Annotated in this window: 16 protein-coding genes; 6 read left to right on the top strand and 10 right to left on the bottom strand. The window is 59.3% G+C overall.

All coding sequences use genetic code 11. The annotated features are described in order from the left end of the window. Positions 1-9: 9 nt before the first annotated feature. The 4 genes from ACR0LX_RS00695 to zwf form a co-directional block, all read right to left on the bottom strand. A complete protein-coding gene (locus ACR0LX_RS00695) occupies positions 10-1,629 on the bottom strand; it encodes a long-chain-fatty-acid--CoA ligase (protein WP_480782166.1) in 1,620 nt (539 codons plus the stop codon). Between the two features lie 153 nt (positions 1,630-1,782). Then, complete coding sequence (gene pgi / locus ACR0LX_RS00690; protein WP_480782165.1) at positions 1,783-3,393, bottom strand: glucose-6-phosphate isomerase; 1,611 nt, start codon at positions 3,391-3,393, stop codon at positions 1,783-1,785. A gap of 5 nt (positions 3,394-3,398) precedes the next feature. Next, complete coding sequence (pgl, locus tag ACR0LX_RS00685; RefSeq protein WP_480782164.1) at positions 3,399-4,070, bottom strand: 6-phosphogluconolactonase; 672 nt, start codon at positions 4,068-4,070, stop codon at positions 3,399-3,401. Next, complete coding sequence (gene zwf / locus ACR0LX_RS00680) at positions 4,067-5,515, bottom strand: glucose-6-phosphate dehydrogenase (protein WP_480782163.1); 1,449 nt, start codon at positions 5,513-5,515, stop codon at positions 4,067-4,069. Before zwf ends, pgl begins: the two co-directional genes overlap by 4 nt. A gap of 164 nt (positions 5,516-5,679) precedes the next feature. Here zwf and ACR0LX_RS00675 point away from each other — a divergent pair, with 164 nt between their 5' ends. Beyond that, positions 5,680-6,633 carry a radical SAM protein gene (locus ACR0LX_RS00675; protein WP_480782162.1) on the top strand — a complete coding sequence of 318 codons (954 nt, stop codon included), beginning with the start codon at positions 5,680-5,682 and terminating at the stop codon, positions 6,631-6,633. Here ACR0LX_RS00675 and ACR0LX_RS00670 read toward each other — a convergent pair whose 3' ends face one another. Further along, positions 6,634-7,329 carry a lipid-binding SYLF domain-containing protein gene (locus tag ACR0LX_RS00670; protein WP_480782161.1) on the bottom strand — a complete coding sequence of 232 codons (696 nt, stop codon included), beginning with the start codon at positions 7,327-7,329 and terminating at the stop codon, positions 6,634-6,636. A 104-nt stretch (positions 7,330-7,433) separates the two neighbouring features. Continuing rightward, entirely contained in the window at positions 7,434-7,703 is a 270-nt protein-coding gene (locus ACR0LX_RS00665) for an usg protein (RefSeq protein ID WP_480570074.1), read from the bottom strand. A gap of 193 nt (positions 7,704-7,896) precedes the next feature. Between ACR0LX_RS00665 and gyrA the strand changes: the two genes are divergently transcribed. Continuing rightward, entirely contained in the window at positions 7,897-10,623 is a 2,727-nt protein-coding gene (gene gyrA, locus ACR0LX_RS00660; protein ID WP_480782160.1) for a DNA gyrase subunit A, read from the top strand. A gap of 77 nt (positions 10,624-10,700) precedes the next feature. Here the strand turns inward: gyrA and ACR0LX_RS00655 are convergent, their stop codons facing one another. Next, positions 10,701-11,588: a LysR family transcriptional regulator gene (locus ACR0LX_RS00655; protein WP_480782159.1), complete on the bottom strand. Its 888-nt coding sequence runs from the start codon at positions 11,586-11,588 to the stop codon at positions 10,701-10,703. Between the two features lie 155 nt (positions 11,589-11,743). Here ACR0LX_RS00655 and ACR0LX_RS00650 point away from each other — a divergent pair, with 155 nt between their 5' ends. Beyond that, entirely contained in the window at positions 11,744-12,229 is a 486-nt protein-coding gene (locus tag ACR0LX_RS00650) for a YybH family protein (protein ID WP_480782158.1), read from the top strand. Between the two features lie 212 nt (positions 12,230-12,441). Here the strand turns inward: ACR0LX_RS00650 and ACR0LX_RS00645 are convergent, their stop codons facing one another. From ACR0LX_RS00645 to ACR0LX_RS00635, 3 genes are all read right to left on the bottom strand, one after another. Then, a complete protein-coding gene (locus ACR0LX_RS00645; RefSeq protein WP_480782157.1) occupies positions 12,442-13,911 on the bottom strand; it encodes a carboxypeptidase M32 in 1,470 nt (489 codons plus the stop codon). A gap of 5 nt (positions 13,912-13,916) precedes the next feature. Beyond that, complete coding sequence (ctaA, locus tag ACR0LX_RS00640; protein WP_480782156.1) at positions 13,917-15,062, bottom strand: heme A synthase; 1,146 nt, start codon at positions 15,060-15,062, stop codon at positions 13,917-13,919. Positions 15,063-15,124: 62 nt separating this feature from the next. After that, positions 15,125-15,868, bottom strand: a complete 744-nt coding sequence (locus tag ACR0LX_RS00635) for an RNA methyltransferase (protein ID WP_480570088.1) — start codon at positions 15,866-15,868, stop codon at positions 15,125-15,127. Positions 15,869-16,031: 163 nt separating this feature from the next. On the opposite strand from ACR0LX_RS00635, the gene ACR0LX_RS00630 reads away from it, so the two are divergent. Genes ACR0LX_RS00630 through ACR0LX_RS00620 form a run of 3 tightly spaced genes read left to right on the top strand, consistent with a single transcriptional unit; the run spans position 16,032 to position 18,499 of the window. Then, positions 16,032-16,649, top strand: coding sequence for a thiamine phosphate synthase (locus tag ACR0LX_RS00630; RefSeq protein WP_480782155.1), 618 nt, complete (start codon positions 16,032-16,034; stop codon positions 16,647-16,649). Positions 16,650-16,694: 45 nt separating this feature from the next. Next, a complete protein-coding gene (locus ACR0LX_RS00625) occupies positions 16,695-17,588 on the top strand; it encodes a PfkB family carbohydrate kinase (RefSeq protein WP_480782154.1) in 894 nt (297 codons plus the stop codon). Next, entirely contained in the window at positions 17,585-18,499 is a 915-nt protein-coding gene (locus ACR0LX_RS00620) for a pseudouridine-5'-phosphate glycosidase (RefSeq protein WP_480782153.1), read from the top strand. Before ACR0LX_RS00625 ends, ACR0LX_RS00620 begins: the two co-directional genes overlap by 4 nt. The last annotated feature ends 29 nt before the right edge of the window (positions 18,500-18,528 follow it).

Genomic DNA, 18,528 nt, shown 5'->3' with positions numbered 1-18,528 from the left:
TTCCCCAAACTATCCCATCAACACATTCGAAAAATCCGCGCGCAGCTGGCGTTTTAGGATTTTTCCGGTCGCGTTCAGGGGTAAGGATTCTACAAAAACGACTTTGTCAGGCACCTGCCAACTGGCGATCTTTCCGTCAAAGAATTCAAGCAGTTCGTCTTCGGACGGATCCTCTCCTTCGGCCTTAACGGCGACCAGAAGCGGGCGTTCATCCCATTTCGGATGCGCCACCCCCACGACTGCGGCGGTCGCTAGCTTGGGATGCGCCACGGCGATGTTCTCGAGCTCGACCGAACTGATCCATTCGCCCCCTGATTTGATGATGTCTTTCGAACGATCGCGGATGGTCATGTACCCGTCGGCGTCCAGCGTGGCGACGTCGCCTGTAGCGAACCAGCCGTCCGTCAGTATCGCCTGATCCTGCATCTGAAAATAACTGTCCAGCACCCAGTGTCCTCGCACCATCAGATCGCCCTGTGTCTCTCCGTCATGGGGAAGATCGTTACCGTCGTCATCGACGATCTTAAGCTCGACCCCAAACGGTGGTCGGCCCTGATTTTCTCGCAGCCTGCGCTGCTCTTCCAAGGGCAGATCGCGGTGCTTGGCCAGTGGATGATTCGCGGTTCCCAGCGGGCTCATCTCGCTCATGCCCCAGGCGTGAATGGTATCGACGCCATAGGTTTCGCGGAACGTTTCGATCATCGACGGAGGGCAAGCGGCGCCGCCGATCACGGTGCGACCCAGACTGGTCAGTTGCGACCCGGAACTGGCGGCGTGCGCCAACAGGCCCTGCCAGATCGTGGGCACACCCAATGCAAGTGTCACGCCATAGGTGTCGATCAGGTTGACCAGCGCCTCGCCATGCAGACCGGGGCCCGGCAGGACCATGCGCGAACCTGACATAGCGCATGCGTAGGGCGATCCCCAGGCGTTGACGTGGAACATGGGCACCACTGGCATCACCACATCCATCGCCGAAAACCCGATCACATCGCGGGTGTTCGAGGCAAAGCTGTGCAAGACGGTCGAGCGGTGCGAGTACAATACGCCCTTGGGGTGGCCCGTTGTGCCGGACGTGTAGCACAGGCTGGACGCGGTGTTTTCATCAAAAACCGGCCATTCGAACGCGGCATCGCCCGTTGCCAGAAGCTCGTCATAGAATTTGACGTCCGGCACCTGTGAAACCGCCGTTTCGTCACGTGGACCCAATAGAACGAAGTGCTGAACTTCGGTCAGATGCTCACGCAGACCAGCGACCAGAGGCAGAAAGGTCGCATCAAAAAACAGCACCCTGTCTTGCGCGTGATTGATGATATACGAAAGCTGCTCGGGGAACAGGCGCGGGTTGATTGTGTGACACACAAAACCGGCACCGGAAGCTCCAAAGTAGATCTCAAGATGTCTGCGATTGTTCCAGGCCAGGGTTCCGACGCGATCCTGCGGTTGCAGACCCAGTGCGGTCAGCGCTGAGCCCAGCCGACGCGCGTTACCCGCAACATCAGCCCAATTGGTTTCTGTCACCGTTCCATCTGTTTCGACTGAGATGATCTCGGTCTGTCCGTGATAGCGTTCGGCATGGTCAATCAGTGACGAAATCAGCAGCGGCTGCGTCATCATCTGTCCCAGCATGGGCATTCTCCCTTCGTCGGCGCGGCACGAATATGGCCGGCGTCGTTTTCGTTGCGCTCTGCTCTGAGGCGCAGCGCAACACCTCCCTTGGCAGCAAGCCTGCCAAGGAATCAATTGTCTGACAATAAAAGAATGCGTTGCCGCGGCTTTGGATCAATCGCGTTGTCGCAGAGCGTAGGCGACCAAAGCGGCGGTCGAGCCATCCTTGCCCTCTGCGCTGACATCACCATCCACGATCGGGCCAAGCGAAGTCGCCAGTTCCTTGCCCAGTTCGACACCCCATTGATCGAACGAGTTGATGCCCAACAAGACGCCTTCGACAAACACGCGATGTTCGTACAGGGCAATGATCTGACCCAGTACAAAGGGTGTCAGTTTCGGATAGATCAGCGTTGTCGAGGGGCGGTTTCCGGGGAAGACACGGTGGCGGGCCTGCCGATCCAGCTCGGCACCCTGCCAGCCTTTGTCGGCCACACGCGCCTGCGCCTCCTCGAGCGAGCGACCGCGCATCAGCGCTTCGGACTGGGCCAGACAGTTGGCCAACAGCAGACGATGGTGATGGGCCAGTTCGGGCTCGAACCCTTCGGCGCCGATCATGAACTCGCAAGGGATGATGTCGGTACCCTGATGGATCAGTTGGTAAAAGGCGTGCTGACCATTGGTGCCCGGCTCGCCCCAGACGACAGGCCCCGAGGCCATCGTCAATGCGCTGCCATTCATCGCCACGGATTTGCCGTTGGATTCCATTTCCAACTGCTGGAAGTAGGCAGGCAGCCGCAAAAGGCGCTGGTCATAGGGCAGAACCGCACGGCTGGCATGACGCAGAACCTGACGGTGCCAAATACCGACCAGCGCCAGCATCACCGGCATATTCTCGACCCAGTCGGCCGAGCGGAAATGCAGATCCATCGCCTGACCGCCGCGCAGAAACGCGTCAAACGCGTTCGAACCGACCGCGATCATCACCGGCAAACCGACCGGCCCCCAGACCGAATAGCGCCCCCCGACCCAATCGGCGAAGCCAAAGACGCGATCGGCTGGGATGCCAAATGGGCCAGTCTTATCCAAAGCGCTGGACACAGCCGCAAATTGCTGCTCCGGATTGCCGCCGCCGTCCTGCATCCACGCGCGCGCAGTGCGCGCGTTGGTCATCGTTTCGATTGTCGTGAAGGTTTTTGAGGCAACAATCACCAGCGTTTGCATCGGATCAAGCTGTCGCAGCGTGTCCGCGATATGGGCGCCATCCACGTTCGAGACGTAATGCAACCGAGGCCCGTCATGGTACGGAGACAGCGCCTGCGTCGCCATAACCGGGCCCAGATCGGACCCGCCGATCCCGATATTTACCACATCGGTAAAGCTGCCCCCTGCTCCTTTGACCGCACCGCCGCGCACCTCTTCGGCGAAAACGCGCATCCGCTGCAACGTGTCCAGAACGCCCGGCATGACATCTTGCCCGTCCACCTCGACTGCATCGCCATCCAGATTGCGAAGCGCGGTATGAAGGACCGCACGGTTTTCCGTTTCGTTGATCTTTTCACCCGCAAACATCGCAGCACGGCGTCCGGCAAGATCGGCCTGTTCGCAAAGCTGGATCAACGCCGAACGAATCTCTGAATCGATGGATGTTTTCGAGTAGTCGAACAACATGTCCACGGACGTAGCCGAAAAACCCTGCGCACGCTGTGGATCAGCGTCAAACAGGTCCAGAATGCGTCGGTCGGCGTGTTTGGCGGCCAACGATTTCAATACGTCCAATTGCATGAAACTCACTCCGCCCAATGAACCGTCATGCCGCTCAGCACGGCCGCGATCGGGGCCTCTTCGGGCGGCAGGCTCATGGCTCGATCAAGGGCATCACGCTTGGCCGCGCCAAAGATGATCAGATGTTTCGACAAGGCACCGTCCAAAACCGGCGCTGTCAGAGTGATGCGCGGTTCCGGCTGCACATCCGTCCGCGCAACGGCCAGCGTCGGCGCGTGGCTGTCCAGCGCATCTTCAAGCCCCTGCATCCCCGGAAACAGCGAGGCGGTGTGCATGTCCTCACCCATGCCCAGCACCAGCACCGAAAGCGGCAGCACCGGTGTGATCAGCGTTTCAATTTCGGCCAGAGCCGCCTCTGGCGCACGCCCGGGGACATAAAGCGGCACATATTCGGCAACCGAAGCGCGGTTTGTCAGTAACCGCTTTCGGATCAGTTTTTCGTTCGAGCGATCATCGTCGCTTGGCACGCAACGCTCATCCGTCGGCAGAACGCGCACCCGGTCCCATGCCAGATCCGCCGCACACAACACGTCAAACATCGGCCCCGGCGTTGTCCCGCCCGGCACCGCTAGCGCGATCTGTTCATCATGCAGCAATGCGGCCTCGATCTCGCCAGCCAGCGCGTTTGCCACGTCAATGGCCAACATGTCGCGATCTGCGTATTCCTTGATATTCATGGCTTTATTCCCTGCCACTGGCGACCATCCCGTTTCATCAGCAGCTCGGCGTCGCCCGGCCCTGTGCTGCCGCTGTCATATGGTTTGGGCACATCGCCCCGCGCCTGCCATCCGGCGATGACAGGATCTGTCCAAGCCCAGGCGGCCTCGACCTCATCTCCACGCATGAACAGCGTCTGGTTGCCTCGGATCACGTCCATGATCAGTCGTTCATAGGCGCCCGGTGGGTCCTGATTCTCGGGCCCCAAAGCGTCAGCAAAGCTCATATCCAGTGGCACATCGACCAAACGCATGCCACCTGGCCCCGGCTCTTTGATCGTGACCTTGAGGGTAATCCCCTCGTTCGGTTGCAACCGGATCGACAAGACGTTCGCGTGGCGACCCGCTTGTTCGCCAAATATCGAATGCGGTGCGTCCTTGAACATCACATTGATGACCGAGGATCGCGCCACCAGCCGCTTGCCGGTGCGCAAATAGAACGGTGTTCCCGCCCACCGCCAATTGCTGACATGGGCCCGAAGCGCCACGTAGCTTTCGGTGGTCGAACGCGGATTGCCGGCGATCTCTCGGTACCCCGGGCCCAGAGGGCCAGCCGAGAACTGACCACGCACGATATGGTGCGGCTCAACCGGATCCAGCGCGCGTATAACTTTAAGCTTCTCGTCCCGCACCGCGTCCGGATCGAACTTGGCGGGCGGTTCCATCGCGATAAGGCACAACAACTGCATCAGATGGTTCTGCACCATATCGCGCATGGCACCCGAATGCTCATAATACTCCTCGCGCCCGTCAATTCCGACGGTTTCGGCCACGGTGATCTGTATGTGATCGACGTATTGGCTGTTCCAGAGCGGTTCGAACAGCATGTTCCCGAACCGGACTGCCATCAGGTTCTGGACGGTCTCCTTACCCAGATAATGGTCAATTCGGTAAATCTGGCTTTCATCAAAATGCGCGGCCAGGGTCGCATTCAGCGTCCGTGCGCTTTGCAGATCGTGCCCAAACGGCTTCTCGACCACGATGCGAGTGTTTTCGTTCGCGATCGCATTGTCGCGGATCCGTTCGGTCAAGGGGCCAAAAAGTTCTGGCCCTACCGAGAAATAATAGGCGCGTACGCGATTGTCGCCCAGCACCTTGGCAAGCCGATCCCAGCCCGTGTTCGAATGCGCGTCCAGCCGCAGGTATTCGAGCCGATCAACGAACGCTGCCAGCATCGAGTCATCCACCGTTTTCTCGTTCGCCCTCAGAGCCTGACCAACGATTTCGCGATACGAAGCCGAGTCAAGTTCACCGCGCGCGATTCCGATGACCCGCGCCGTCTCCGGCCATTGCCCGGCGCAATACCGACGGAACATAGCCGGCAGGATCTTGCGCTGCGCCAGATCGCCGGTTCCGCCGAAAATGACCAGATCGAACGGGTCAACTGGGATGACACGAGAAACCATGACCTGTCCTTACCCTGCCCCATTCCGCATGTCCAATGTTAGCGCAACCATATGCCAGTTTTTCTGCGTCTTCAAAACTCTGTCAGAATTGGCGCGTCAGCCTTCCCTATGGCCCGGCAACGGACTACATCAGTCGGACCGCTGCTAAGAAACCGGATACCGGAATGAAAGACAACGCTGCTCAGGTCGCCAATATCGGCAAGTTTCAAAACAAGTTGGTGACAGCCGATGGCCAAACAAGGGCGAGTGTCGCACTGACCAATCCCGAAACGCTTTGGTTCAACACTGGGACGCTGTGCAACATTGAATGCGTGAACTGCTACATCGCCAGCAGCCCAACCAACGATGCGCTGGTCTACATCACGGCGTCCGAGATCGTCGATTATCTGGACCAGATCGAAGCACGGAACTGGCCCATCCGCGAGATCGGTTTTACTGGGGGTGAGCCTTTCATGAACCCTCAGATGATCGAAATGACGCGGGCGGCGCTCGAGCGTGGCTACAAGGTGCTTATCCTTACCAACGCGATGGCCCCAATGATGCGTCGTAAGATGCGCGACGGTCTTCTTGAACTGCAACGCGATTATGGCGACAGGCTGACACTAAGGGTTTCGGTCGATCACTTCCGCCCCGAATTACACGACGAAGAGCGCGGCAAAGACAGTTTTGCCAAGACTTTGACCGGGATGGAGTGGTTGCGGGACAACAGCTTCAACATGGCGATTGCCGGGCGCACTGTTTGGGGTGATACCGATGACGAAAGCCGCGCCGGATACGCGGCTTTCTTTGCCGAGCACGGCTTTGACATTGACGCGCATGACCCCGGGATGACCGTGTTGTTCCCCGAAATGGACGAAACCGTCGAGGTGCCAGAGATCACGACCGCCTGTTGGGACATTCTGAACAAGTCCCCGGATGCGGTGATGTGCGCCAGTTCGCGCATGGTGATCAAGCGCAAGGGCGCCGAGAAACCAGCAGTTCTTGCCTGCACTCTTCTGCCCTATTCGCCGGAGTTCGAGATGGGACACTCTTTGGCCGAGGCCGAAGCGGACGTACATTTGAACCACCCACATTGCGCCAAATTCTGCGTGCTGGGTGGGGCAAGTTGCTCAGCCTGATCAGTTCAACTCGGGGGATTTCCAGAATTTCGTGCCCGACGCCCCAGCCGAGACACGCCAACCTTTCTTGCCAAGAACGAAAAAGGACCGCCCATCGGTAAAGTGCACGGATTCACCGCTGCGCTCTTCGCCGTACATGGCGCCGGTTTCGGCCGTCGCGTCGTAGCCATGTTCGATGAATTTCTCCAGATCAGCCTGAGATTCGAACAGGATCACGAACTTGGTCTCGAACCCACCGATGCCGAGGGCGGCACCGACCCCACCGGTGCCCATGTTCATGTAGGTGCGCTGGTCCGTTTCCAATGACACGGCCACTCCACGGCCATACCCGGCTGAGACCGGAAAAACCGTAACCTTGCGCGAGTCGAAGACCGCATATCCTGCACTGACATCATACAGCGATTGCGCGTCGGGATTCTCTGCCAGCAATTGGGTAAGAACCTGATCAGCCATACTGTCCAGCTTGGCGCGCGTTTCTTCCGGGGTGGCTTCGTTTGTCACCAGATCAGCGGTCGAGGTGATGGTTCCCTCGACCACCTCTGCGCCTTTTTCAACGGTGTTGCCAACGGATTCAGCGCCTTTACCAATCGCTTCGGCTGCGTTTTCTGCACCTTTCTTGAATTTGTCAAAGACGCCATCGGCGAGGGCTGGCCCGCTGATCAAAAAGACAGAAGCGAACAACAAAGCGCGGGGCATGGGGCGATTCCATTTGTGACCAGATATCTGGTCGACACCATAGCCCAAGCACAAGGAAATTTAATGCATCTCAATCATTACTGACCATGAACCCGGCCAGAAATTCAATTGACCCGGAACTCGCCCACCATATTGCGCCATTCCCCGGGCGCGATCATCTTGCGATGGGTGAATTTGACCGAGTGCAGCGGACCTTCGATCTCGCGCTGCCAGAATTCGATGAATTTGAACAGTTTCGGATGGTCAGGTGCGAGATCATAGTCCTGCCAGATGAACGTGTTCAACACGTGAATATAGTCGGGCATATGGTAGAAGAATTCCGCCGTCGTCAGCCCGTACCCCTTGAGCATCAATTCGGTTTCGTTTTGCTCCATGCAGACCTCCAAATTCTTGCAAGGTCTCTGCAGGGTAACACGAAAACATCCTAATCCTTAGTTAACAATATGTTACTGGGATGTTACGGGTGTTTTTCGCGTGCATAAAGGTTGGTTGCTTGCACCTTATGTGCCAGGTCTGATAAGATGCATCCACAAGATATAGACCCAGAACAAGACACGGGCAGTTTACGTGAGCGATACGCCAGAAATCCCTGAAAACATGGATGAAACCCCGCCCGAGCGCCCCGTTTACGACGGCCCGACGGTCTCAATCGAATCCGAAATGCGCACGTCCTATCTGGACTATGCGATGTCGGTCATCGTCAGCCGCGCGATACCAGATCTGCGCGACGGGCTGAAGCCGGTGCATCGGCGCATCCTGTATGCCATGCACGAAACCGGGAACACGCACGACAAAGCCTATCGCAAGTCGGCCCGTCCGGTGGGTGATGTGATGGGTAAATACCACCCACACGGGGACAGCGCGATCTATGACGCGCTGGTGCGGATGGCGCAGGATTTCTCGATGTCCCTGCCCTTGCTGGATGGTCAGGGCAACTTTGGCTCGATGGACGGCGATAACCCGGCGGCCATGCGGTATACCGAAGTACGGATGGACAAACCCGCCGCGTCCCTGCTGGCCGATATCGAAAAAGAGACGGTCGATTTTCAGGACAACTATGACGGCAAGGACAAAGAACCGACCGTCCTGCCCGCGCGTTTCCCGAACATGCTGGTCAACGGTGCCGGTGGTATCGCCGTGGGCATGGCGACCAACATTCCGCCGCACAATCTGGGCGAAGTGGTCGATGCCACACTGGCACTGATCGACGACCCGGACCTGACGTCCGAACAGTTGATCGAATACGTCCCCGGCCCCGACTTCCCGACCGGCGGTGTCATGCTAGGCCGGTCCGGCGCGCGCAAAGCGTATCTGGAGGGGCGCGGCAGCGTCATCATCCGCGCCAAGACCCGCGTGGAAGAGCTGCGCAAAGACCGCTACGCCATTGTCGTGGACGAAATTCCCTATCAGGTGAACAAGGCCGCGATGATCGAAAAGATCGCCGAAGCGGTGCGCGAAAAGCGGATCGAAGGCGTCGCCCACGTTCAGGACGAATCCGACCGCAACGGTGTGCGGGTGGTGGTCGAGCTGAAACGCGACGCAACGCCCGAGGTGGTGCTGAACCAGCTCTATCGTTTCTCGCCGATGCAGACATCCTTTGGCTGCAACATGCTGGCCCTGAACGGTGGCCGCCCCGAACAACTGACCCTGCGCCGCTTCCTGACATCCTTCATCGATTTCCGCGAGGATGTCGTCGCCCGCCGCACAGCCTACGACTTGCGCAAGGCGCGCGAGCGTAGTCACATCCTGTGCGGTCTGGCCGTTGCCGTTTCGAACGTGGACGAAGTGGTTGCCACGATCCGCTCGTCTGCTGACGCCGCCGAGGCGCGCGAAAAGCTGATGACCCGCCGTTGGCCTGCGGCCGACATCGAAGGCTATCTGCGCCTGATCGACGATCCTTTGTCCAAGATGAACGACGACGGCACCTATAACCTGACCGAGGTTCAGGCCCGCGCCATCCTCGACCTGCGCCTGCAACGCCTGACCCAGATTGGCGTCAAAGAGGTCACGGACGAGCTGGAAGAACTGGCCGCCAAGATCAAGGAATATCTGGATATCCTATCCTCACGCGAACGCATCATGTCGATCATTGGCGATGAACTGCGCAGCGTCCGCGAGCAATTCGCCGTTCCACGCCGCACCGAGATCGTCGACTGGTCCGGCGATATGGAAGACGAGGACCTGATCGAGCGTGAGGATATGGTCGTGACCGTCACGTCGGGCGGCTACATTAAGCGTACCCCGCTGGCTGATTTCCGTGCTCAGAAACGGGGTGGCAAAGGCCTGTCGGGGATGCAGACCAAGGAAGAGGACGTGGTCACCACCCTCTTCGTGGCCAACACCCATACGCAGCTTTTGTTCTTCACCACCGACGGGATGGTCTACAAACTCAAGACCTGGCGTCTGCCGCAGTCGGGGCGCACCGGCAAGGGCAAGGCCATTGTCAACATCCTGCCGATCCCGACCGGGGTTTCCATCGCGGCAATCATGCCGGTGGATGTGCCGGATGAGGAATGGGAAAACCTGCAGATCGTCTTTGCCACCAGCGCGGGCGACGTGCGCCGCAATGCACTGAGCGATTTCACCAATGTCAAGCGCAACGGCAAGATCGCCATGGACCTGCCCGATGGCGTGGAACTGGTGAACGCGCGCATCTGTTCCGAAGATGATGACGTGATGCTGATCACCAATTCGGGCCGCGCGATCCGCTTCCAGACCACCGCCGTGCGTGTCTTCAAGGGCCGCAAATCGACCGGTGTGCGCGGCATCAAGCTGACAAATGGCGACCGTGTGGTATCGATGTCGGTGATCCGGCATTTCGAGGCCACCTCGGACGAGCGCGCCGCCTATCTCAAGATGCGCCGCCTGATGGCCGGTGTGATTGATGAGGCCGAAGCGGATGAGGATGAAGGCAATGCCGACAGCGTGCTGCCGCAGGAACGCTATGCCGAAATGTCGGCCGCCGAGAACCTGATCCTGACCATCACCGCAGGCGGTGCTGGCAAGCTGAGTTCCAGCCATGACTATCCGGTGCGCGGACGCGGCGGCATGGGCGTGGCCGCTATGGACAAGGCGATGCGCGGCGGAGAGCTTGTGGCCTCGTTCCCGGTCGAGATCGACGACCAGATCATGCTGGCGACGTCCAAGGGACAATCGATCCGGGTGCCAGTGGACGGCATCTCATTCCGGTCCCGCAGCGCGGGTGGTGTAAAAGTGTTCAACACCGGCAAAGGCGAAGAGGTCGTCAGCGTCGCATGGATCGCAGATCAGGGCGACGAAGAAGCCGAAGAGTAACGGAACGTGCATGAAACCTGAGGCGGTTACGCCTCGGGTCTAGTTCGACCTTACAGTCGTTCTGCGGGACAAAGCGCTCATTGGCTTGCAACCAATATCTGCTTGAGCCAATCCAAAAAAATTTGAACAGTTCCTGCCAGTTCACCTTGGCGATGAATTGCGAAATAAGCGCTTTCCATCTCAGACGGCGCTGCCAAACTAATCAGACTGCCGTCGGCCAAATGATTGCGCACTGTCACTTCCGGTCCTACCAGCACACCGAGACCCATCAATGCGGCTTCAATCTCAAATCTTCCGCTCGCTGGATCAACCAGTTTGATTTGCTTTGGATCACAACCAGCCAAGCGCACCATGTCCTGAAATACGCTTCCGCCAAGAGTCCGGTCCAATATCCACGGCAAATGCGATAGCTCGGCTTGCCCGTCTCCAACCAGCGCTGGTGAGGCATACACAATCATCTGTGTCTCAAGTAACTTTGTTTGCCCAACACCGTCAAAGACATGGTTTTTCCCCGCTCCACGGATCACAATATCGAAGCGCTCCAGATCAACAGGTGCAGAATTGCCTTCGGGTGAAAAAGAAACTTGAAGGCCAGGGTATTGCTTCCAGAAGTCACCAAGTGAGGGCAGGATCAAAGTATCAACGAAGAAGTCAGTCGTGGACACCCGTACGCCTCGCGTCGCCCCCTGTAACTTCATGTTGTCGATCCCACGAGCAATCAGAGCAAAGCCCTCAGTAAGTGACGCTGCCAACCGCATACCCTCATTCGTAATCGCAAGACCCCGGCCCTCGCGGCGTACCAGCGTTGCGCCAACCTCCGCCTCTAGATTTCGGACATGCTGCGCGATGGCTGCCGGGGTTACATTGAGGGCTCGTGCCGCTGCGGAGTATCCATTCAGTCGCGCGGTGGCCTCAAATGCTCGGAGCATGCTAAGCGACGGGATTTCACGCCAGTTGATCGTCATTCCGATTAGTACCTGAACTTAAAGAAATCAAAATATTCGTGACTCACGTTTCACCGTTTTTAACTGCAAAATGGGCTCACCTAACCTTGAGGGTCAAGAAAACATTTAGCCCAGATACGTTATCAAGCCACCCTACGAACAGAGGAGTCAATCAAATGTCCCTTGCAAAAATCAACGCGACCGCTCTCGCTGTCATCTGCAATACAACACTTGCACTTGCGGAAACGCCCACCGACACGGCAAGCAAAGCCCATGATGCCTACCTCGCGGCAATCAATTCAAACGACCTTGGGAAGGTGCTGGCGACCGTAACCGACGATGTCGTCTTACTTGCCCCAAATTCTCCTGCAATCGAAGGAAAGGAGGCCGCCAGTCCTTGGATCGCTGGCTATTTCGAGCATTTCGAGACCCAGTGGCAAAAGACGCCATTGGAGTTCGTAGTGGCCGGGGATTGGGCGTTTGAGCGTTACTCCTACCGTGTCGTGGACACACCGCGCAACGGTGGTACAAGCGTCGTCGATACGGGCAACGGTATAAACATCTATCGTCTTGAGGAAGATGGTGTCTGGAGGGTGGCCCGCGATACCTGGGCCTCGGACCAAGCGTTACCTGTGACCTATGATGGCATGGGACCATTCTGAATCTTGGGTCAGCCAAGTTGGCAGTCAATAGGTTTGAACCGGGCTTTCGCTGCTCGCAAGCCGCAATCTTTATTGAAGACCCGGTTCATACCTTCCAGAACATAATAGCCTGATTTTTCCGCTCAGGCGCTCATTGCAGACATTACACAATTTTCCATCAGATCGATCGTTGAACTAAAACGGCCTCGCTGATCCCTTCAACAGCCGCAGCGCTAAAGTCCGTATAGCGACCCAAATTTCTGTTCCAAATACGCCAACAATGGCTCAGGCCCGGGCTCCATTCCGCTTGCGCGCTGGATGGTCTCACGGGGGGCATACAGCCCTCCATATTGTTGCAGATTCTCGCGCAACCAGCCTGTTGCCCCGCTCGTATCGCCTTGGGCCAGTTGCTGGTCCAGATCAGGCACAGCTACTCGCAGCGCCTGATACAAACACCCTGCATAGACGTTGCCCAGAGAATAGGTCGGGAAGTAGCCGAACAGGCCAACCGACCAATGCACATCCTGCAAACACCCGTTTGACGGCTTGTCGACGGCGTATCCGAAATCAGCCCCGAACCGATCATTCCATGCGGCTTCAAGATCAGCGACCTGCAAATCACCTGTCATCAGCGCGCGCTCAAGATCGAAGCGTAGCATGATGTGAAGGTTGTATTGCACTTCGTCCGCCTCGGTCCGGATATAGCCGTTATGGACGCGGTTTACCGTCGCGTAGAACGTATCTGCATCGGCGATTCCGAAATCGCCGAATACCTCGGTCATCCGGGTAAATAGCCAGCCCGTGAACGCACGCGAGCGGCCGAGTTGGTTCTCGTAGATCCGACTCTGGCTTTCATGAACCCCCATCGACACGCCGCGCCCCAATGGCGTCAGCGCATAAACCGGGTCGATGCCTTGTTCATAGGCGGCATGGCCGACCTCGTGAATGGTCGAATAGAAACAGTTGAACGGGTCATCCTCGGCGGTGCGCGTGGTGATACGCACATCGGACCCGCTGCCCGAGCTGAACGGGTGCACCGCCTTGTCCACCCGCCCCCGGTCAAGGTCATAGCCGAAGGCAACCGCCAATTTCTGCGACAGGCGCATCTGGTCTTGTGCATCGAATCTGCCGCTCAGCGCCGGTGGTTCCGGGCGATCCAGAACGGCTGCACGCAGTTTGACCAGTCGCGGGCGCATTTCGTCGAAGATCCCGGCAATTTGCGCGCCGGTCGTATGGGGCTCATAATCCTCAACCATGGCGTCGTAGATGTTGCCACCCTGGGCCAGCGCCTCACCCTCTTGCCGCTTCAGAGATACGACCTCTTGCAGCACCGGCAGGAAGGCGGAAACATCCTCATCCGCGCGTGCCTGCGCCCATCTTCCCTGCGCAGCCGAGGTCACTCGGGCAATCGCCGTTGCCAGGTCGGCTGGAACTTTTACGGCACGATCATAGGCCCGGCGGATTTCCCGTAGCTGTGCCTTGCCAACCTCGTCCTGCGGGGCTGCCTGATCCAGCCACTCTGCCACTTGTTTGTTTGCACGGCGGGAATGCAGGACCGCCTCGATGGCGGCCATCTCTTCGGCCCGTTGCGCCGCGGCGCCGCGCGGCATCACCGTTTCCTGATCCCAACCCAAGCGTCCGGCAATCTGCCCCAGGGCCGAGGTTTCGCGCTGATAGGCCATCAGGTCGTCAAAAGCTGTCATCTGGATCATGCTCCGCGGATAGAGGTTGCGATTGGATAGGCGGTCAGAAAGCGCGCGCGCAGGATCAAGGTCCAGACTACGACGGCCAGGAACTGATGGACGATCGCGATTTGCCACGGTGCGCCATAGACCACGGTCAGGATGCCAATGACCACCTGCACGGAAATCGCGGCAAAGGCGGCGTTGAAAGCGAACCGCGTTTGCGGGTGCGCGCTGGTGCTGCCACGCCGCCAGACCACGACGGCAAAGGCGAACAGCAGATAGCCAACGCAGCGGTGGATGAACTGTACCAGACCCGGGCTTTCAAAGTAGTTGCGCCAGATCGGCTCTAACGCGGTGGCATCGGGCGGCAGCAACTGCCCGCCGATCAGGGGCCAGTCAGTGTAAGACCGCCCGGCGTCGATCCCGGCGACCATGGCGCCGATGAGTATTTGCAAAAAGGTGAAATGCAGCAGCCCGGTAGAGAGCGAGAACAGTCGCGCCTCTTTCGCGCGACGGGCCTGCATCAGGTCGCGCTCTTGCCGGCCCAATTCAAAGACATACCAGGCCAGGAAACCGAGAATGACAAAGGCCAGCCCGAGATGCACGGCCAACCGATAGCTGGCGACGGCAGTCATGCCCTCACCCTGCGTAACGCCCGAAGCAACCATCCACCAACCGACTGCACCTTGAACGCCGCCCAAGATGCCGGGGATCAGCAACTTTCCGGTCCAGCCTGTCGGAATCTTCCGAGCAACCAGAAAACCAAAGAATCCAACAGCCCAGATCAAACCGATCACCCGGCCCAGTTGGCGGTGGCCCCATTCCCACCAGTAGATGAATTTGAAATCATCCAACTCCATCCACTGGTTCTGAATGCGCCATTGGTCGATCTGGCGGTATTTCTCGAATTCGGCCTGCCAGTCGCTTTCGGTCATGGGCGGGATCGCCCCTGTGATCGGACGCCATTCGGTGATCGAAAGGCCACTATCGGTCAGGCGTGTCAGGCCGCCAACGGCAATCATGACGACAACCAGCGCAAACAGGATCATCAGCCAGACGCGAATGGCCGACCGCGCGCCACCGCGCCCGCGATCAATCATACCCGGTTGAATGCTCTGTTGTTTTTCCGTGTCTGAGACGTCTTCGAAGATGCTGCGCTTACCGCTCATGCTGTCCTCTTGTGCCTTGGATTTCGTCGCAAGCTAGGGTGAAGGGACGCCGAGGTCCACCCTCAGCCCTTCTCCTTCCAGCGGACCATCTGCCGCATGATCCCATGCAGCATTTGTACGTCCGCCCGCGTCATCCGCATCCGCGACCACAGGTTGCGCAGATTGGTCTTCATGCCTTCGGCTTTTTCAGGCGGGTAGAAGAACCCAGCCTGTTCCAGCCGGTCTTCATAGTGTTCGACCAATTTCTCGACCTCGATACCTGTGGCCCAGTCACCTTTGCCCAAATCGGTGGCCTCGTGCACCACGTCTCCGGTCTGTCGCATCCACTCATAGGCGGTCAGCAGCACGCACTGCCCTAGATTGAGCGAGGCGTATTCCGGGTTCACCGGCACCGAGATGATCGCATTTGCCTTGGCAATATCCTCGTTCTCCAGCCCGGCACGTTCTGGCCCGAAGAGGACCGAGACATTCTCGCCCGCCGCGACCTTCTCGGCGGCAAGCTGCATGGCGCGTTCGGGGCTGTAAACGGGCTTTGTCAGGCCGCGCTGGCGCGCCGTGGTGGCAAAGACAAAGGTGCTGTCGGCAAGCGATCCGGCGAGATCGTCGAACAACTGCGCCTCGTCCAGCAAACGCCCGGCCCCGCTGGACATCGCCACGGCCCGAGGGTTCGGCCATCCGTCCCGAGGCGCAACGATCCGCATCCGGTCCAGACCGAAATTCCACATTGCCCGCGCGGCGGCGCCGATGTTCTCACCCATCTGCGGGCGCACAAGCACGAAGGACGGTTGGGATTTATCGCTGGGCATGGCTTACTCCGAAAGTTCCGCCTGCTCTAATAGCCGCTTGGCGGAAGGGCAAGCCGCCCTTGCCGGTTCCGTCCGCCAATTCGGGCTGGGCTGGCAATTAAGTTTGCTTCCCTGCCGCAATCCGCTAAACCCCGCCAAAGACCAAAAGCCGAAGGATGCGCCAATGGACACCCCCGAGCAGCCGCAGATTTACCTGATTACTCCACCAACCATCGCGCTAAGCACCTTTCCCGATCAGTTGGCCCGTGTACTGGACGGGGCCGATATCGCCTGCATTCGCCTGGCACTGGCCGGCAGCGACGAAGATGCGATCTCACGCGCTGCGGATGTCTGCCGAGAGGTGGCGCATGCGCGCGACGTGGCGCTGGTGATTTCGAACCATGTTCTGCTGGCGCAGCGTTTGGGGCTGGACGGGGTGCATCTGGATGACGCCGCACGCTCGGTCCGGGCAGCGCGCAAGGAACTGGGCGCAGATGCGATCGTCGGCAGCTTTTGCGGCGCGTCCAGCCATGACGGCATGACCGCGGGCGAGGCTGGTGCGGACTATGTGGCATTCGGCCCTGTCGGAGCGGCGTCGCTGGGCGACGGTACACGTGCGGAACAGGACCTGTTTCAATGGTGGTCCGAAATGATCGAGGTTCCCGTGGTGGCCGAAGGCGGGCTAAGCGCGGACCTGATCAGCACCATCGCCCCATTCACCGATTTCTTCGGCGTCGGTCAGGAAATCTGGTCACAGGATGACCCTCTGGCCGCACTCAAGACACTGTCAGACGCGATGTGAGCGTTAACCCTTGCACCCGCGTCAGGGCTGCGGCATGAGTTCGGCATGAACCAGAACAGTGATATCCTGTGTATCGGCTCGGTCCTGTGGGACGTGATCGGACGTTCAGCCAGCGCCATGCGGCAGGGATCGGATGTGCCCGGGCGGATCACGCGCCTGCCGGGCGGGGTCGCCCTGAACATCGCGATGACGCTGGTGCGTTTTGGGATGACCCCGACGCTGCTAACTGCCGTCGGCCGCGATCCTGAAGGCGATGAACTGGTGCATGCCTGCGTACGGCTCGGGTTGGTGACGGACCATATCTATCGCTCGCAAGACCTGCCGACTGACCGATACATGGCAGTCGAAGGGGCCAATGGTCTGATCGCGGCTATCGCGGATGCCCACTCGCTTGAGGCTGCGGGGTCCAAGATCCTGCGCCCGCTGATGCACGGCCCCTTGGGATATGAAAACACGCCCTATGAAGGCCCGATCGCGCTGGACGGAAACCTGACGCTGGACCTGCTGGAAGAGATTGCCCAAAGCCCCGCCTTTGCCCGCGCCGATTTACGGGTTGCCCCAGCGTCACCGGGCAAGGCCGAACGGCTGCTGCCCTTCCTCAAACACGCTCGCGCAACGCTATACGTCAATCTGGAAGAAGCCGGGTTGCTGTGCCGAAGCGAATTCGCCGATTCTGCGTCTGCCGCCAAAGGGCTGCTGGATCGTGGCGCGCTGCGGGTGTTGGTCACGGATGGCGGCAATTCGGCCACCGTGGGATCAGCGCAGGGCATCCTGACCCAAACACCCCCGTCCGTTCTGGTCACGCGCGTGACCGGCGCAGGCGACACTTTCATGGCGGCCCATATCGCTGCCGAGACCAGCGGTGCAGACGACGAAACGGCGCTTGCCCGGGCGTTGAAAGCCGCGGCCACCTATGTTTCCGGAGATACTCCCCTGTGATCGACATCCAATATTCCGCCGAGGTCCAGTCTGCGAAAGAGGCCGGTCATCCCATCGTCGCGCTGGAAAGCACAATCATCACCCACGGCATGCCCTACCCTCAGAATATCGAGGTCGCGGCACAGGTCGAACAGGATATCCGCGACGCCGGTGCGGTTCCGGCGACGATGGCCGTGATCAAAGGCAGGCTGCATGTGGGGCTTGAGAGTGACGAGTTGAGCGCGCTGGGTCAGGCCCAGGGTGTCGCCAAACTGTCGCGCGCCGACATGGCTGCCTGCATGGCGACCGGTGGCACTGGTGCCACCACTGTGGCGGCAACCATGATCGCAGCGCAGTACGCTGGCATTGACGTCTTCGCCACCGGCGGGATCGGCGGTGTACATCAGGGGGCCGAGACCTCGTTCGACATCTCTGCCGACCTGCACGAACTGGCACAGACTCCGGTGACGGTGGTGGCCGCCGGGGCCAAGGCGATTCTCGACCTGGCGAAAACCCTTGAGGTGCTGGAGACCCTCGGCGTGCCCGTCATCGCCCACGGGCAGGATGAGTTTCCCGCCTTCTGGTCTGCGAAATCCCCCTTTGCCGCGCCCCTGCGCATGGACAGCGCCGACGAAATCGCAAAAGCCCACGCAACCCGGCGTGCGCTTGGATTGCCGGGCGGGCAGCTTGTGGCCAACCCGATCCCAACGGCGGATCAGATCCCGGCCGAAGAGCTTGCCCCGATCATCGCCGCCGCGCAGCGCGACGCAGACACCCATCGGATCACTGGCAAAGGTGTGACGCCCTATCTGCTGCAACGGATCTACGAGCAGACCCAAGGCCGCTCGTTAACCGCAAACATTGCGCTGGTTCGCAACAATGCGCGGCTGGCGGCGGCGATCGCCATCGCGCTGGTCAAAGACAAGGCATGACGCTGCCCTATTGTACCAAGCGTCCGGAC

This window comes from Ruegeria sp. CH11, from assembly GCF_056537105.1.
The sequence above is the reverse complement of the archived record's forward strand: the minus strand, read 5'-3'. Positions and strand labels throughout refer to the sequence as shown.

Bases quoted from the DNA above. Each gene is read 5' to 3' on its own strand.
- ACR0LX_RS00695 (WP_480782166.1), bottom strand. From the start codon at position 1,629: ATGCTGGGACAGATGATGACGCAGCCGCTGCTGATTTCGTCACTGATT.
- pgi (WP_480782165.1), bottom strand. From the start codon at position 3,393: ATGCAATTGGACGTATTGAAATCGTTGGCCGCCAAACACGCCGACCGA.
- pgl (WP_480782164.1), bottom strand. From the start codon at position 4,070: ATGAATATCAAGGAATACGCAGATCGCGACATGTTGGCCATTGACGTG.
- zwf (WP_480782163.1), bottom strand. From the start codon at position 5,515: ATGGTTTCTCGTGTCATCCCAGTTGACCCGTTCGATCTGGTCATTTTC.
- ACR0LX_RS00675 (WP_480782162.1), top strand. From the start codon at position 5,680: ATGAAAGACAACGCTGCTCAGGTCGCCAATATCGGCAAGTTTCAAAAC.
- ACR0LX_RS00670 (WP_480782161.1), bottom strand. From the start codon at position 7,329: ATGCCCCGCGCTTTGTTGTTCGCTTCTGTCTTTTTGATCAGCGGGCCA.
- ACR0LX_RS00665 (WP_480570074.1), bottom strand. From the start codon at position 7,703: ATGGAGCAAAACGAAACCGAATTGATGCTCAAGGGGTACGGGCTGACG.
- ACR0LX_RS00655 (WP_480782159.1), bottom strand. From the start codon at position 11,588: ATGACGATCAACTGGCGTGAAATCCCGTCGCTTAGCATGCTCCGAGCA.
- ACR0LX_RS00650 (WP_480782158.1), top strand. From the start codon at position 11,744: ATGTCCCTTGCAAAAATCAACGCGACCGCTCTCGCTGTCATCTGCAAT.
- ACR0LX_RS00645 (WP_480782157.1), bottom strand. From the start codon at position 13,911: ATGACAGCTTTTGACGACCTGATGGCCTATCAGCGCGAAACCTCGGCC.
- ctaA (WP_480782156.1), bottom strand. From the start codon at position 15,062: ATGAGCGGTAAGCGCAGCATCTTCGAAGACGTCTCAGACACGGAAAAA.
- ACR0LX_RS00635 (WP_480570088.1), bottom strand. From the start codon at position 15,868: ATGCCCAGCGATAAATCCCAACCGTCCTTCGTGCTTGTGCGCCCGCAG.
- ACR0LX_RS00630 (WP_480782155.1), top strand. From the start codon at position 16,032: ATGGACACCCCCGAGCAGCCGCAGATTTACCTGATTACTCCACCAACC.
- ACR0LX_RS00625 (WP_480782154.1), top strand. From the start codon at position 16,695: ATGAACCAGAACAGTGATATCCTGTGTATCGGCTCGGTCCTGTGGGAC.